15 protein-coding genes are annotated in these 15,350 nt (G+C 72.1%); 3 read left to right on the forward strand and 12 right to left on the reverse strand.

The annotated features are described in order from the left end of the window. The first annotated feature begins 22 nt into the window (after positions 1-22). Positions 23-1,441 (forward strand): MFS transporter, encoded by a 1,419-nt coding sequence (locus ABZ860_RS04460; RefSeq protein ID WP_357214976.1) that lies wholly within the window; start codon positions 23-25, stop codon positions 1,439-1,441. Here ABZ860_RS04460 and ABZ860_RS04465 read toward each other — a convergent pair. The 9 genes from ABZ860_RS04465 to ABZ860_RS04505 form a co-directional block, all read right to left on the reverse strand. Beyond that, entirely contained in the window at positions 1,398-2,492 is a 1,095-nt protein-coding gene (locus tag ABZ860_RS04465; RefSeq protein WP_357214977.1) for a prephenate dehydrogenase, read from the reverse strand. The genes ABZ860_RS04460 and ABZ860_RS04465 overlap by 44 nt on opposite strands. A 158-nt stretch (positions 2,493-2,650) precedes the next feature. Beyond that, the gene (gene aroH / locus ABZ860_RS04470) at positions 2,651-3,010 is read right to left on the reverse strand and encodes a chorismate mutase (protein WP_193203012.1); all 360 of its coding nucleotides are present in this window, start codon (positions 3,008-3,010) and stop codon (positions 2,651-2,653) included. Positions 3,011-3,128: 118 nt separating this feature from the next. Then, a complete protein-coding gene (locus tag ABZ860_RS04475; RefSeq protein WP_357214981.1) occupies positions 3,129-5,054 on the reverse strand; it encodes a pseudouridine synthase in 1,926 nt (641 codons plus the stop codon). Then, positions 5,054-5,557, reverse strand: a complete 504-nt coding sequence (gene scpB / locus ABZ860_RS04480) for an SMC-Scp complex subunit ScpB (protein ID WP_357216287.1) — start codon at positions 5,555-5,557, stop codon at positions 5,054-5,056. The genes ABZ860_RS04475 and scpB overlap by 1 nt, the downstream gene beginning before the upstream one ends. A 282-nt stretch (positions 5,558-5,839) precedes the next feature. Next, the gene (locus ABZ860_RS04485) at positions 5,840-6,706 is read right to left on the reverse strand and encodes a segregation/condensation protein A (RefSeq protein WP_357214984.1); all 867 of its coding nucleotides are present in this window, start codon (positions 6,704-6,706) and stop codon (positions 5,840-5,842) included. A 53-nt stretch (positions 6,707-6,759) separates the two neighbouring features. Further along, positions 6,760-7,620, reverse strand: a complete 861-nt coding sequence (locus tag ABZ860_RS04490) for an AAA family ATPase (protein WP_275414070.1) — start codon at positions 7,618-7,620, stop codon at positions 6,760-6,762. A gap of 125 nt (positions 7,621-7,745) precedes the next feature. After that, positions 7,746-8,672, reverse strand: a complete 927-nt coding sequence (locus ABZ860_RS04495; RefSeq protein WP_357214987.1) for a site-specific tyrosine recombinase XerD — start codon at positions 8,670-8,672, stop codon at positions 7,746-7,748. Positions 8,673-8,707: 35 nt separating this feature from the next. Then, on the reverse strand, positions 8,708-9,373 hold the full coding sequence (locus ABZ860_RS04500) for an NUDIX hydrolase (protein WP_357214990.1): 666 nt from the start codon (positions 9,371-9,373) through the stop codon (positions 8,708-8,710). Then, the gene (locus ABZ860_RS04505) at positions 9,370-11,040 is read right to left on the reverse strand and encodes a CTP synthase (RefSeq protein ID WP_357214992.1); all 1,671 of its coding nucleotides are present in this window, start codon (positions 11,038-11,040) and stop codon (positions 9,370-9,372) included. Before ABZ860_RS04505 ends, ABZ860_RS04500 begins: the two co-directional genes overlap by 4 nt. A 156-nt stretch (positions 11,041-11,196) precedes the next feature. Here ABZ860_RS04505 and ABZ860_RS04510 point away from each other — a divergent pair, with 156 nt between their 5' ends. Continuing rightward, on the forward strand, positions 11,197-11,892 hold the full coding sequence (locus ABZ860_RS04510; RefSeq protein WP_357214994.1) for an acyltransferase: 696 nt from the start codon (positions 11,197-11,199) through the stop codon (positions 11,890-11,892). 159 nt (positions 11,893-12,051) lie between these two features. Then, positions 12,052-12,579 carry a Uma2 family endonuclease gene (locus ABZ860_RS04515; RefSeq protein ID WP_357214996.1) on the forward strand — a complete coding sequence of 176 codons (528 nt, stop codon included), beginning with the start codon at positions 12,052-12,054 and terminating at the stop codon, positions 12,577-12,579. A 16-nt stretch (positions 12,580-12,595) separates the two neighbouring features. Here ABZ860_RS04515 and ABZ860_RS04520 read toward each other — a convergent pair whose 3' ends face one another. The 3 genes from ABZ860_RS04520 to ABZ860_RS04530 all read right to left on the reverse strand — a co-directional run bounded on the left by ABZ860_RS04520 (position 12,596) and on the right by ABZ860_RS04530 (position 15,290). Continuing rightward, on the reverse strand, positions 12,596-13,201 hold the full coding sequence (locus ABZ860_RS04520; protein ID WP_357214998.1) for a DUF4126 domain-containing protein: 606 nt from the start codon (positions 13,199-13,201) through the stop codon (positions 12,596-12,598). Positions 13,202-13,387: 186 nt separating this feature from the next. Then, positions 13,388-13,975 (reverse strand): hypothetical protein, encoded by a 588-nt coding sequence (locus ABZ860_RS04525; protein WP_357215001.1) that lies wholly within the window; start codon positions 13,973-13,975, stop codon positions 13,388-13,390. A 76-nt stretch (positions 13,976-14,051) separates the two neighbouring features. Continuing rightward, positions 14,052-15,290, reverse strand: a complete 1,239-nt coding sequence (locus ABZ860_RS04530) for a HAMP domain-containing sensor histidine kinase (protein WP_357215003.1) — start codon at positions 15,288-15,290, stop codon at positions 14,052-14,054. Positions 15,291-15,350: the final 60 nt, after the last annotated feature.

The following is a 15,350-nucleotide window of genomic DNA, read 5'->3' on the forward strand; positions in this document are numbered from 1 at the left end:
CTGTTCCTCCAGACCGGCCTCCGTGCGGGCCTTCACCGTCGACTGCCGGCCGCTGGCCGTTCCGGCGTTCCGCCGGATGTGGGCCGCCTCGGTGATCTGCGCTGTGGGCGGGTCCTTCAGCGTGGTCGCGGTGCCGACGCAGCTGTTCACGGTCACCGGCTCGTCGGCGGCCGTGGGAGCCGCCGCGGGGGTGTCGTTCGCCGCGCTGGTCGCCGCGGCGGTGTGGAGCGGCGCCCTCGCCGACAGGATGGACCGGCGGACGATGCTGCTGGCCGCCCACCTCGGCCTGGCGCTGACGTACGCGGCGCTGTGGCTCCAGGCGGCTCTCGGTGGCCGTTCCCTCCCCGTCCTGCTGGTGGCGGTGGCCTTCCAGGGCCTGACCTACGGGACGGTCCTGACGACGACGGGGGCCACCGTGCCCCGTCTGGTCCCGGCTGAGCTGCTCCCTGCGGCCAACAGCCTCAGCTCGCTGGTCCGCTACGGCGGGTCGATCCTGGGGCCGATGCTCGCCGGTGTGCTGATTCCGGTCGCCGGGCTCGGCACGCTGTACCTGTTCGACTCCGTCGCACTGCTCGCCGTGGTGTGGGCCGTCGCCATGCTGCCGCCGCTGCCACCGCTGTCACCGCCTCCCGCGGCGGGCACGGAGGGCGGGCCGAGTGGGGCGGGTGCGGCAGGTTCGGCGAGCGGCGGCCGAGGCTTCTTCGCGGCCGCCCGGATGCCGGCCGGGTTCCGCTACCTGGCGGCCGACAGGCTGCTGACGGCGGTGCTGGCCGTGGACCTCGCGGCCATGGTCTTCGGCATGCCGTCGGCGCTGTTCCCCGAGCTGGCCCGTCACGTCTTCGGCGGCACGGCCGGGGGCGGCCCCGTGACGGGGCTGCTCTACGCGGCCTACCCCGCCGGGGTGTTCGCGGCCGGGCTGCTGTCGGGCACGTTCACCCGCGCCCGGCGCCACGGCGCCCTCGTGGCGGGCGCCGCCGTCGCGTGGGGGATCGCCGTCGTGGTCGTCGGCCTGGCGGCCGAGCTGTGGATCGCGCTGGCGGCGCTCGCGCTCGGCGGCGCGGTCAACTGCGTGCTGAGCACCTTCCGCACCACGATCATGCAGGCGCGCACCGGCGACGCCGTACGCGGGCGCGTGCAGGGCGCGCTCACCGTCGTGCTGGTCGGAGGGCCGCAGATCGCGAACCTGCTGCACGGGTTCGTCAGCGCGAACCTGCAGGACGGCGCGGGTGGGTTGTCCGGTCCGCGCATCGTGATCTGCGCGGGCGGGCTGCTCACCGTGGTCACCGTTACGGCGATCGCCTGGGCGATCCCCGACCTGCGCCGTTACATCGCCGCCGCTCCCACCCGCGCCCCGGAGGCGGCCACCCGGACGTCACCGGACGTAGCGGAGGACCGGGTCAGCCAGGCACCTGCCAGCCACGCTCGCGCAGGCCGTTGGTGAGCGCTTCCGCCGCCTCCGGCCGGACGTACAGCTCGGCCGCGCCGAGCTCCAGCCCGGTGGCGTGCTCCAGGCGGATGTCCTCGATGTTGACACCCGTCTCGCCCGCGGCCTGGACCAGGCGGGCCAGCTCGCCGGGACGGTCGCCGATGAGCACCTGGACCACCGCGTAGGTCCGTGCCGGGCCGCCGTGCTTGCCGGGGATCCTTCCGGTCCCCCGCACGCCGCGCGACAGGAGGTCGGTGACCTGCCCCATGGCGGCGCCGTCGCCCGCCAGCGCGCGAAGCGAACGGGCGGCGGCGCTCAGGTCGGCCACGAGCGCCTCCAGCACCTCGGCGACGGGCAGCGCGTTGCCCGCGAGGATGCCGGTCCACAGCGCGGGGTCGCTGGCGGCGATGCGGGTGACATCGCGCACGCCCTGCCCCGACAGCCCGAGCGCCGTCTCCGACGCCTCCGCGAGCCGGGCCGCCACCGCGGCGGCCGTCACGTGCGGGGCGTGCGAGACGACCGCGACGGCGCGGTCGTGCTCGGCCGCGTCCACTCGGACGGCGTTGCCGCCGCACAGCGAGATCAGCCGCTCCACCGCGGCCACCGCCCGGGGGGACGCCTCGTCCGTCGGGCAGTACGCCCACGGGCGGCCGAGGAACAGGTCGGCGCGGGCCGCTGCCGGGCCGGACCGCTCACGGCCCGCCAGCGGATGCCCCGCGACGTACGCCGTCAGGTCGCAGCCGAGCTGGGCGGCCTGGGCCAGCGGAAGCGCCTTCACGCTCGCCACATCGGTGTAGAAGCGGGCGCTGTCGCGCTTTTGCAGGTCGAGCAGTTGCTGCGCGACGAACTGGGGCGGCACGGCGACGACCGCGAGATCCACCCGCTGCTCGCCGGTCCAGTCCTCCCCCGCGCCCAGCTCACGCGCGAGCCGTACGGCTCCCGCGTCCCGGTCGGCCAGGAAGACCCGCACGTCCCGCTGCCGCAGCGCCAGTGCGATCGACGTGCCGATGAGGCCCGTCCCGACAACGACCACACTGCCGATCTCGGCGTCCTCGATGGGAGTCATCGTGCTCTTCCTGCCGTCGCCGTCCCCAGGCGCCCTGTCCCGCGACGGATGTCTCGTGGGTGGATGGTGAATGGTTCGCCGGCCCCGCCGTCCGGGGTGGTCCTGCCGCGCGACGCCTACCGGGCGGTGCTCGGTGAGCGACGCCTAGTGAGGGACGCTCATTGGGCGATGTCCACGCGCAGCGCCACGGCTCCGCGCAGATACACGTGCTGGATCTCCTGGCGGGGACGGTCGGTCTGCACGTGGGCCATCAGCCGCACCACGCGCGGAAGCGCGCCCGGCACGTCGATCTCGGTCGCGCACAGCAGGGGCACGTCGTGGAACCCCAGCTTGCGCGCGGCCAGCGCGGGGAACTCCGCCGTGAGGTCGGGCGTGCACGTGAAGATCACGCTGATGACGTCGTCGGTCGTGAGGTTGTTGCGCCCCATCACCTCGGTCACCAGCTCGGTCGTCCCGGCGAGGATCGCGTCACGATCGTTGCCGTCGACCTGGATGGCTCCGCGAATCGCCCGCACCATGGTGTCGTTCCCCTCTCGCTGGGACGGGCCGGTCTCCTCCGGAGACGAACCCGCCCCATCTACGTGACTTTCAGCCAATTCTGCCCGGCTTGCGGCCTTCGCTTGCCGCGCGGAAAGGCTACAGGCCGACCACCGCGTACAGCTCGCCGATCTCCTGCACGGTGAGCGCACGGACGGTCCCCGGCTTGAGCCTGCCCAGCTTGACCGGGCCGAACTCGATGCGGGCCAGGTCGATCACCCGGTGCCCGACCGTCTCCATCAGCCGCCGGACGATGTGCTTGCGGCCCTCGTGGAGGACGACCTCGACGAGCGCCTGCTGGCCGTGCTCCTGCACCACCCGGAACTCGTCCACCTTGGCCAGGCCGTCGTCCAGCTCCACGCCCTTGCGCAACACCTTGTGCAGGTCGCGCGGGATGGGACCGGGCACCTTGGCCCAGTACTTCTTCTGCACGCCGTAGCTCGGGTGGGTCAGCCGGTGGGCCAGCTCGCCGTCGTTCGTCAGCAGCAGCAGGCCCTCGGTCTCGGTGTCGAGACGCCCCACGTGGAACAGCCGGGGCGCGAGGTCCTGCACGTAGTCGTTCAGGCACGGCCGGCCCTCGGGGTCGTCCATCGTGCTCACCACGCCGATCGGCTTGTTGAGCGCGTAGTAGACGGTCTCCGACGACGTCGGGATCCGCTTGCCGTCGACCCGGATGACCTGCTTGGCGGGATCCACGCGCGCGCCGTAGCGGCGCACCGTCTGTCCGTCCACCGTCACCCGGCCGTCGCCGATCATCTCCTCACACGCACGCCGGCTGGCCACCCCGGCCTGGGCGAGCACCTTCTGCAGCCGCTCACCGTCCGGCACCTCGGTCGTGTCGCGCTCGTCGGTGTAGTTCTCGTCATAGAAGTCCGGGTCGCGCAGCGGCTGCCGGGACGTCTTGAACGGGTTGCCCACCGGGCCGCTCGCGCCGGGGCTTGTGGAACCTCCCGCGGGCCGCGCCGCGCTCCGCCCGCCGGCGCCCGCTCCGGGGCCGCCGTTCCGGCCGCGCCCGCCGCCCAGGCGGCCGATCGTCTGCACCTCGTCGCGGCTCGTACGGCCCCTGCCGCCGCCGCGCGGCGCGCGGAAGTCGCCACGCTCGGGCCGCGCGCTCCGCGTCTCACGGTCGCCGCGCTCGCTCCGGGTCCCCTTGTCGCCGAACCCGCTCCGTGCTCCCCTGTCGCCGAGCCCGCTCCGTGCTCCCCTGTCGCCGAGCCCGCTCCGGGCCCCACGATCGCCGCGCTCGCTCCATCCCTCACGGTCACCGCGCCGGCTCCGGCCGTCCCGGTCGCCGCGGTCCTCGTCGCGGAAGGCCGCCCGCCTCGTCTCACGAGTCGTCTCGTAACCGCCGTCGCGGTCACGCACCCGGTCCCTGCCGCCCTCCGGCCTGCCGTAGCGGCCGCGCGAACCGGTCCCCTCGGTACGGAACGAGGGACGGTCACCGGAGTAGGCGTCCCGGGCGCCGCGCTCCCGGCCTGAACCGCGATCACGGTCGAAGCCGCGGTCGAAACCACGGCCGCCGTCACGCTCGAAGCCGCGGGCGCCGTCGCGGTCGCCGGAACGGCCGCCCTCGGGCCTGCCGTACCTGCCGCGGGAACCGCCCCGCTCGGCGCGGTAGGAGGTCCGGTCGTCGTCGCGATACCGCTCGCCGCCGGAACGCGCGTCGCGGCGGCCGGCGTCACCGTAACGACCCGTGTCGCCGCTGCGACCCGTGTCACCGTAACGGCCGCGCGAGCGGTCGTCGCGGCCGTCGGTGCGGCGGTCGCCGTACCGGTCGCCGCGCGGAGTCTCGTCGAACCGCCTGGAGTCCGGCCTGTCCGACCGGGAGTCGGACCTTGAGCCGGACCTGGAGTCGAAACCGTACCCGGACCGGGAACCAGGGACGCGGGAACCGCCGCGCCGGTCGCCCTGGGGGCGGAAGCCGCCGGATCCGCCACGGGATCCACGCGGGCTCGCGCCCTGCTGACCGGTGCTCCGGCTCCGACCGCGTCCCTCACCGGACGGGGTGCCACGCCTGTTGTTCACTACTTCTGCTCCTCAAGAATTTCCACGTCGTCCGGGAGGAACGGGGCGAGCTCGGGAAGCTCGTCGAGGCTCCGCAGCCCCAGTCTCTCCAGGAAGTAACTCGTCGTCCGATAGAGCACTGCCTGGCTCTCCGGGTCGGTTCCGGCCTCTTCCACGAGGCCGCGTGCGACCAGCGTCCGCATGACGCCGTCGCTGCTCACGCCGCGCACCGCCGCCACCCGGGCCCGGCTGACCGGCTGCCGGTAGGCGACCACGGCGAGGGTCTCCAGCGCGGCCTGCGTCAACCGCGCCTGCTGGCCGTCCCTGACGAACCTCTCCACCAGCGCGGCGCACTCCGCCCTGGTGTAGAAGCGCCAGCCTCCGGCCACCTCTCGCAGGTCGAAACCCCGTCCGGCGGCCGTGTATTCCTCCGCCAGCGCGCGGAGCGCGGCGGCGATCTCCGCCGTCGGGCGTTCGAGCACCTGCGCGAGGGTCACCTCGGCGACCGGCTCGTCCACCACCATCAGGATCGCTTCGAGGGCCGCGGTGAGCGTGGGCCCCTCGGCCGGCGGCTCCGCCTCGGACTCCCCGGCGACGGGGGCCGGATCCGGTGATCCGAGGCCGGATGACGCGAGCGCGCCGCCGTCCCGCCCCGTCACATCGCCGGCGGAGCCGGAGAGGTCGTCGCCGGAACCGGGGGTGTCGCTCGCTTCCATCGCTCCTCGCTCGTCGTGCGGGTCACATCTCCGCCGCGCCGTCCGGCGTCCTCGGTTCGGCGCGGCCTCGACGCGGTCGGGTGGCCCGCCTCACTCGTCCTGAGCGGCCGCCGCCTCGGCGGGCCGCTCCTCGCGCCGGCCCTCGTCGTAGTCGTCGCCGACCGTGACGTCGCCGTCGGCGGTCCCCGTCCAGGTGACGTACAGATCGCCGAGCGGTTCGACCTGTTCGAAGGAGACCGCGGCCTCCCGGAACAGCTCGAGGACGGCCAGGAAGCGGGCGACGACCTCGAACGTCCCCGCGCAGTCGGCGGTCAGCGCCCGGAAGGTCGCCGTGTGCAGCCGCCTCAGCCGCTCGACAAGAATAGCGGCTTGCTCCCTGACGCTGGCCAGCGGTTGGTAGATGTGCGAGACCGACACCGACGGCGGGGCCTTGGGAGTGAAGGCCCGTGCCGCGATCTTGGCGAGCTGCTCGGGCCCGATGCCGAGCACGAGTTCCGGCAGCAGGTCGGCGAAGCGCTTTTCCATCGGCACGGCCCGCGGGAAGCGCAGCGCCTCCTCCGCCATCCGGCCGGAGAAGATCTTCGCGACCTCCTTGTACGCCCGATACTGCAGCAGCCGCGCGAACAGCAGGTCACGGGCCTCCAGCAGGGCGAGGTCCTCCTCGTCCTCCACCTCTCCGGTGGGCAGCAGCCGGGCCGCCTTGAGGTCGAGCAGGGTCGCCGCGACGAGCAGGAAGTGGCTCGTCTGGTCGAGGTCCCACTCCGGGCCCCGCGACCGGATGTACGCGATGAACTCGTCGGTGACCTTGTGCAGGGACACCTCGGTGATGTCCAGCTTGTGCTTGGAGATCAGCCCGAGCAGCAGGTCGAACGGCCCCTCGAAGACGTCCAGGTGCACCTGGAAGCCGCTCGGGGCGCTCTCCTCGCTCCCCAGGGCGGTCTCCTGGCCGGTCGTCACACCTGCCATTGTCCCCTACCGGCGCGATCGCGCGGCGCCTGCCGACATCACGGTCAGACGCGGGCGGGCCACCTGGCCAGCAGCTCGCGGGCCAGCTCGCGGTAGGCGGTGGCGCCCATCGAGCCGGGGTCGAACTGCGTGATCGGCTCCCCCGCCAGGGTGGCGTCGGGGAAGCGGACCGTCCGGTTGATGACCGTGTGGAAGACCTTGTCGCCGAAGCCCTGCATGATCGTCTGCAGCACCTCGCGGGCGTGCAGCGTCCGGGGGTCGTACATCGTGGCGAGCAGGCCGTCGATCTCCAGGCTCTTGTTGAGGCGCTCCTGGACCTTGCCAATCGACTCCATCAGCAGCGCGACGCCGCGCAGCGCGAAGAACTCGCACTCCAGCGGGATCATCACGCTGTGCGCGCAGGTCAGCGCGTTGACCGTCAGCAGGCCGAGGGACGGCTGGCAGTCGATCAGGCAGATGTCGTAGTGCGGCAGCAGCGGCTCCAGCGCCCGCTGGAGGGCGTACTCCCTGGCCACCTCGTTGACGAGCCGGATCTCCGCGCCGGACAGGAAGATGTTGCTCGGCAGGAGCTGCATACCCTCGACGGTGGTGTCGAGCAGCACGTCCTCGACCGTGACGTCCGGCTCCTCCATGATCAGGTCGTAGACCGTCGCCTCGAGCGGCCGGGGGTCGATGCCGAGACCGACCGACAGCGCGCCCTGCGGGTCGAAGTCGACGAGCAGGACCCGCTGACCGACCTCGGCGAGCGCGGCGCCCAGGTTGATCGTGGTCGTCGTCTTGCCGACGCCGCCCTTCTGGTTCACCATCGCGACGATGCGCGCGGGCCCGTGCGACTCCGGCGGGGTCGGCTCGGGGAACACCGGACGTGGACGGCCGGTAGGCCCGATCGCGCCGGGAGCCCCCACCCACGTCCCCTCTGTGGTCGCAGTCACCTGTTGGTCCTCCCTGACGGCCTTAGAACCTGATCGAATCTAAAGGGTAGGCACGTGGTCGGCAAGGCGGCGCGCCAAAGGCCGCCGAGATGGGCCTTCTAATGCAACGCACGGGGATGCGCCGCCGCGTAGACCTCCCGGAGCCTGTCGACCGTCACCAGGGTGTACACCTGCGTGGTGGTCACCGAGGCGTGCCCGAGCAACTCCTGGACAACCCTAACGTCGGCGCCTCCGTCCAGGAGGTGGGTTGCGAACGAATGGCGCAACATGTGCGGCGATACGCCGGAAAGTCCGGCTCGTTCCGCCGCTGCCTGCAGCACCTCCCAGGCGCCCTGCCGCGTGAGCCGCCCGCCCCGCGCGTTGAGGAACAGCGCCGGCGTTCCCCGGCCGTGCGCCGCCAGCCGGGGCCTGGCCCTGACCAGGTACGCGTCGAGCGCCTGGCGGGCGAAGCGGCCGAGCGGCACGATCCTGGTCCGGCCGCCCTTGCCGCGCAGCCGCACCTGGTCCTGGTCGTGGTCTTCGTCGTACGCCGGGCCCGTGGGCACGTCGTCCACCGCCAGCCCGACGGCCTCGGAGATGCGGGCGCCCGTGCCGTACAGGACCTCCAGCAGCGCGCGGTTGCGCAGGGCGAGCGGCGCGTCCGCCGGGCCGCAGGCGGCGATGAGCCGCTCGACCTCCGCGACGGTGATCGCCTTGGGGAGCCGCCGGAGCTGGCGCGGCGGGCGCACCTCGTGCGCCGGGTCGTGACCGGCCACGCCCTCGCGCAGGGCGAAGCGGTGCAGCCCGCGCACGGCCGACACGGCGCGGGCGGCCGAGCTGGCGACCAGCGCCGGGTGGTCCTCGTCGCCCTCCCGCAGCGCGGCGAGGAAGGCGACCACGTCCGACTCGGCGACCTGCGCGAACGTCTCGAGCCCGCGCGCCCGGAGATGTTCGACGTATCGGCGCAGGTCGCGGCGGTAGGAAGCGAGCGTGTTGGCAGACAGCCCCCGCTCCACCGCCAGGTGGGCGAGGTAGCTGGACAGCACCGCCTCGGGCTCGCTCAGGACGTCTCCCTACGGATTCATGCCTCCGGCGCGTCGGCGGGACGAAGGCCCTTGAATCCGTCGGCGGAAGCAGCGTACGCGGCGAGGATACCGGCGACGGCAGGAGAATTGTGGATCATTCCGCTCAGCACCTTGTCGACCGCCGCACCCAGGGGAATCCAGACCGCCGGCATGTCGGTCTCCTCGTGGTGGCGCACGTACGTGTTCTCCTCGTCGGGGATCGGCTCCACGTCGCGGGCCAGGAAGATCCGGATCCGCTCGTCCGACATGCCCGGGGAGGTGCGCAGGTCGACCAGCGTGTGCCACGTACGCGCCCGGTAGGCGGCCTCCTCGGCGAGCTCGCGCGCCGCGCACTCCACCAGCGGCTCGCCCGGCACGTCGCGGATGCCGGCCGGCAGCTCCCACAGCAGGCGCCGCGCCGGATGCCGATACTGGCGGATCAGCAGCACGCGGTCCTCGCCGTCGAGGGCGAGGACCGCGACCGAACCGGGGTGGACGACGTAGTCGCGGTCGGCGGTCACCCCGCCGGGCATCTCCACCGTGTCGGTACGCACCGTGATGATCCGCCCGGCGAAATGCTCGGTGGAGGCGACGACGTTCCAGGACTCCTCGACGTCTTCGACGTTCACCGTGTTCTCCGCCGTGTTCTCGGCCGTGTTCTCCGTCGTGTTATCCGTCGTCACTTGGCCCGGCCCGCCTTCGCCACGTTCTCCCGCCGGCCCGCGTACTCCAGGGCGGCCTGGACCAGCCCCTTGAACAGGGGGTGCGACCGGGTCGGGCGGGAGCGGAACTCCGGATGGGCCTGCGTGCCGATGAAGAACGGGTGCTGGTCGGTGGCCAGCTCGGCGTACTCGACGAGGCGGCCGTCGGGCGACAGGCCGGAGAACACCATGCCGACCTTCTCCAGGCGCTCCCGGTAGGAGTTGTTCACCTCGTAGCGGTGCCGGTGGCGCTCCTCCACCTTGGCCTTGCCGTACAGGCGGCGGGCCAGCGAGCCCTCCACGAGCTTGGCCGGGTAGAGGCCGAGCCGCATGGTGCCGCCCATGTCGCGCTCACCGGCGACGACGTCCTTCTGGTCGGCCATGGTGGAGATGACCGGGTTGATGGTCTCGGGGTCGAACTCGGTGCTGTCGGCGTCCTCGACCCCGGCCAGGTTGCGGGCCGCGTCGATGACCATGCACTGCATGCCGAGGCAGATGCCGAGCAGGGGGACGCGCTGCTCGCGGGCGTGCCGTACGGCGCCGACCTTGCCCTCGATGCCGCGCACGCCGAAGCCGCCCGGGATCAGCACGCCGTCGACGCCGTCCAGCTCGCGGGCCGCGCCCTCGGGGGTCTCGCAGTCGTCGCTCTTGACCCAGCGGATGTTGACGCGCGCGTCGTTGGCGAAGCCGCCCGCGCGCAGCGCCTCGGTGACCGACAGGTACGCGTCGGGCAGGTCGATGTACTTGCCGACCAGCGCGATCGTGACCTCCTTGGCGGGCCGGTGGACCCGGCGCAGGAGCTGGTCCCACTCGGTCCAGTCCACGTCGCGGAACGGCAGGCCGAGACGGCGCACCACGTACGCGTCGAGTCCCTCGGCGTGCAGGACCTTCGGGATGTCGTAGATCGAGGCCGCGTCGACGGCGGAGACCACGGCGTCCTCGTCCACGTCGCACATCAGGCTGATCTTGCGCTTGAGCGAGGTGGTGATCGGCCGGTCCGAGCGGCAGACGATCGCGTCGGGCTGGATGCCGATGCTGCGCAGCGCGGCGACCGAGTGCTGCGTGGGCTTGGTCTTCAGCTCCCCGCTCGGCCCGATGTACGGCAACAGGGAGACGTGCAGGAAGAAGACGTTGTCGCGGCCGACCTCGTGACGGACCTGCCGGACGGCCTCCAGGAACGGCAGCGACTCGATGTCGCCGACCGTGCCGCCGACCTCGGTGATGACCACGTCGACGTCCGGGCCCGCCATGCCGCGGATGCGGTCCTTGATCTCGTTGGTGATGTGCGGGATGACCTGGACGGTGTCGCCCAGGTACTCGCCGCGCCGCTCCTTGGCGATCACGTTCGAGTAGACCTGGCCGGTGGTGACGTTGGCGGAACCGTGCAGCTCGGTGTCGAGGAAGCGCTCGTAGTGGCCGATGTCGAGGTCCGTCTCGGCCCCGTCGTCGGTGACGAACACCTCACCGTGCTGGAACGGGTTCATCGTGCCGGGGTCGACGTTCAGATAGGGATCGAGCTTCTGCATGGTGACGCGGAGGCCGCGAAGCTTGAGGAGGCGACCGAGGCTGGACGCCGTGAGTCCCTTGCCGAGACTGGAGGCGACGCCGCCCGTGACGAACAGATGCTTGGTTTGTGCGGCGCTGCGCAAGAAGAGCTCCCGTGGTCGATGTCGATCCGGCCGTCCGGTTTGGACGCCGCGATGCCCACGGGCTCTCAGAATATCAAACGTCGGGCAACATTGGGCTTGCCACGTGCACTAACCCGCCATAGCGGACAAGGCGACCTAGCGGTAACTTGTCGCGTTATGTCGTTCGTGAAGCGCGCCGTGGGCCGTCTGGTCCACCGGGGGTGGGCCTATGTACGGGAGGCCGCGGCGATCAGCCCGGCCGCCCCGGGCGGCTACCGGTTCCGCAGCATGGGCGAGGGAGCCTGCCTGTCCTTCCCCCAGGGCGCCATCTTCGGCGAGCAGTGGATCGAGATCGGCCCGCACACGCTCGTCGGGGAGCGGGTGTCGATCTCCGCCGGGATGGGCCCCGGCGTGGACCTCGGGCCCGACTCGATCGTGCGGATCGGCAGGGGCTGCTCGATCGGCCGGGGCAGCCACATCGTCGGCCACCAGTCCATCGACATCGGCGACGACGTCTTCACCGGCCCCTACGTCTACATCACCGACCAGAACCACGTGTACGACGACCCCGAGACGCCCATCGGACGGCAGTGGCCGCGCAACAAGCCGGTCTCCATCGGCTCGGGATCCTGGATCGGGACGGGCGCGATCATCCTCCCGGGGACGCGCATAGGCCGCCAGTCGGTGGTCGCGGGCGGCGCCGTGGTGCGCGGGGAGTTCCCCGACCACTCGGTCATCGCCGGCGTCCCCGCCAAGATCGTCCGCCGGCACTCCCCCGACCTCGGCTGGCACAGCCCGGCGGCCGCCCGCCTCACCTCTCCCCTGCCCACCGACCCCCGTACCCGCCCCGAGCGCGAGTCACGTACGGCCTGACCGAACGCCGGCGACCTCGCGCAGAGCGCCTCGCTCGCGACTACGGTTGGTGGCAGGATTGTCATGTCGAGTAATCACCCTAGGGAGAGGAGGACACGGATGACCGCGGCTTTCCCCGAGTGGTTCTATCCCGGTCCGCCGGGCGGATGGACCGCCGACATGCTCGACCATCTTCCCGCTGACGCCCCCGCGCACATCGAGTTGATCGATGGGTCTCTCATCATGATGTCTCCTCAGACCAACTTTCATATGTTGATGGTCAACCTGCTGGTCGACCGCGACCGCGGTATCCGGCCCCCGAGCCATCTCGGTGTCGCCAGGGAGATGTCGATAACTCTGGGCCTGCGACAGCGGCCGGAACCGGACGTCCTTGTCGTCAAGAAGGAAGCACTCTCCGATCTACGGAGAACCTCTTACCGGCCGGAGGAGGTCCACCTCGTCGTCGAGGTCGTGTCGCCCGACTCGGAGGAGCGGGACCGGACGACCAAACCGATCAAGTACTCGGACGCCGGGATCAGATATCTCTGGCGCGTCGAACTGGAGGACCAGGAGCCGGTCGCGTACACGTTCGAGCTGGAGCCGAGCGTGAAGGCGTACGTGCCGACCGGGATCCACCGCAAGCGCCTCACGACCTACGCCGGCTTCGACGTCGACATCGACCTGGATTTGAGCCCGTTCATCGGCTGATCCACCCTGCCGAGGATCAGCCGGGCGGTGCGGCGGCCCGGGCGCGGCGGGCGGCCCGGTAGCGCCGCACTCTGCGGATGAGCCGCCAGGCCACGAAGCCCAGCACGGCCAGCGCCGCCACCACCAGGACGGGCAGGAAGATGGCGATCAGGCTCATGCCGAGTGAGCCCACGTCCTCGACCGTGCTGACGACCGGCGCGCCCACACCCGCCGTGGTGGCGTTCACCACCGGCCGCGCCGTGGCCTTGATCACGTGCACGGCGAGGGCGACGGCGATCCCCAGTAGCCAGCCGACCGCCGGGTGCTCGGCCATCCACGCCGAGTTGTCGACCTTCGCCGCGGCCGCCGTGGCGCTGAAGACCACGCCACCCGACGCGGGCCGCACCGCTGTCTGGATCATGTCGTTGACGTGGTCGACCACCGGCACCTTGTCGAGGACGAACTCGGCGACCAGCAGCACGGCGACGATCGCGAGGACCCAGGTGTCGGACAGCCAGGCGTACTCGGCCGGCAGCCGCACGGCGTCGGTGAGCCGCGCGAGCACGCCGACGAGCAGCAACGGAATGTACGCGTTGAGCCCGGCCGCGGTCGACAGGCCGAGCCCGGTGAGCGCCGCGAACATCACAACCTCCTCCGCCCTGCGGGACGATCCCGCCTTCCCGTCAACGGACGGCCCCGGCGCCGTGTCCCCGGTTACTACCGCGAATCGGGCTCGCGACACCCACGGGCATGAGCCGGGCGACCACACCGGGCGGCGGCTCGCCGCGGCCGGTCTGCCCGGCCGCCCGGTCGACGCCCGGAGGTGCTGTCAGCGTGTCGCGGCGGCGAGTTCGTCGATCGCCACGGCGACGTCCTCTGCCCGGGCACCCTGCTTCACCAGCGCGCCCAGGCGCTGCGCCTGCTGTCTGGTGGGGAGGAAACCGGCCAGCAGGGCGGGCAGGAGCAGGCGTCTGGCGAGCACCTCGGGAGCGGAGACGCCCTCGGGCCGCCGGACCACCGAGACGTTCACCCGGATCGCGTGCTCGTTGCCCGGCGGAACCCCGGGACGGTCGGTCTCCCTGGCGACGTACCGCATGCCGTGCGCCACGTCGCAGCGCGGGCACCCCGCCCGGCGCCCCAGCGGGCCGCCGCACTCGTCGCACGTCAGGCGGTCGAGCGCGGCGTCGATCACGCGCCAGTCATGCCGGTCCGGCTCGTCGGCCACCATCTCGGCGATCGCCCGCTCGCCGTCGGGCGCGACACGGTCGCCGAACTCGCGCCGGAGGAAGTCCCGCCAGCCCTCTTCCACGATCGCGTCGACCAGCTCCGCACACCGCGGGCAGTCGGGGGCACCGCCGTACTGCCAGCCGCCGCAGGACGGGCACCGCCGCAGCGGCTCCCCCACCGCAGGTCTCATGATCACCTCTCGCGTGGACGACCCCGACGCGGGGAACGCCTGAACCCGGGTCACGGCGGGAAACGCCGTGCCGCGCTCATGGGCCGGTTTCGGCGGGCGGCCGGCCCGCGAACCAGATGTTCTTCCTGGGCTTGGCGGCGGTTTTCCGAGGCGCGGCGGTCCACTTGGCCGCGGTTCCCGCCGGTCCCGAGAGCGGCAGCGTCAGAACGAAACGGGCGCCTACCGGCGAGTCCTCGATCCGCAGGGTGCCCTTGTGGGCGCGGGCGATGTCGCGAGAGATGGCGAGGCCGAGTCCGCTGCCACCGGAATCCCGGCGACGCGCCTCGTCCAGGCGGACGAAGCGTTCGAAGACACGCTCGCGGTCCGCCGGGGGGATGCCCGCCCCGTCGTCGGTGACCGCCACGAGAGCCTGGTCGTCCACGGAGTCGACCGACACCGTGACGGCGCTGACCGCATGCCGGCGTGCGTTGCTCAAGAGGTTGCCGACCACTCGGGCCAACTGGATCCGGGAGCCGCGGACTCGCACGTCGCCGGCCGCCCGAACGTGCACCGGCACTCCCGGGCCCAGTGCCGACACCTCCTCCGCCACCAGCGCACCGAGCTCTATCAGCTCCGGCGGCGCCGCATCGGCGCCGCGCAGCCGGGTCAGCAGCAACAGGTCGTCGACGATCGCCTCGAGCCGGCCGGTGGCCCGCAGGGCTCCCTGGATGGTGTCGCGCGGGTCGACGTCTTCGGGGTAGAGGAGAGCCTCCTCCAGTCGTGCCCGCAGGCCGGCGATCGGCGTCCTGAGCTCATGGGAGGTGGTGGAGGCGAACTGACGCTCCCGCTCCACCGGGCGAAGGGTCCGGCCCACCGTCGACCACGTCATCCAGGCCACCGAAACCAAGATCAGGACACCGCCTGCGGCGATGACGTACTCCAGATTGTGCGTGGCCAGGAGGGACGGCTGCGCCGTGCCGGCGTAGACGACCGGCGAGTCCGGCGCGGGGGTGACCCGATTGGCCATGAGCATGACGCACCGGTCCTGCGCGGAGCACTCCGTGCGCTCTTGGAGGCGATTGTCAGCCGGAGGCCGCAGCGTGCTGAGCGGCGGCATGCCCGCGGCCTGCAGGCTGGAGTCGACGACTCTGCCGCGGGCGTCCACGAGCTGGACGAGGGAGATGTCGGTGAGGGCGGGGATCGGACGCGGCACGGCGCCGTTGCGCGCCGCCGCGCTCCATCGGGCCGCGACCTGCTCGGCCGCGAAGAAGGTGTCGCTCTGGATTCTGTAGCGGATCGCCAGGTCGAGACCGACGCCTCCCACGACCAGAGCCACCAGCAAGAGCCCTGCCGCGGCGATCGTGGAGCGCGCTTGTATGGAGTGCGGGTTCACATT

It is taken from the genome of Microbispora sp. NPDC046973, assembly GCF_040644495.1.
Classification (GTDB): domain Bacteria; phylum Actinomycetota; class Actinomycetes; order Streptosporangiales; family Streptosporangiaceae; genus Microbispora.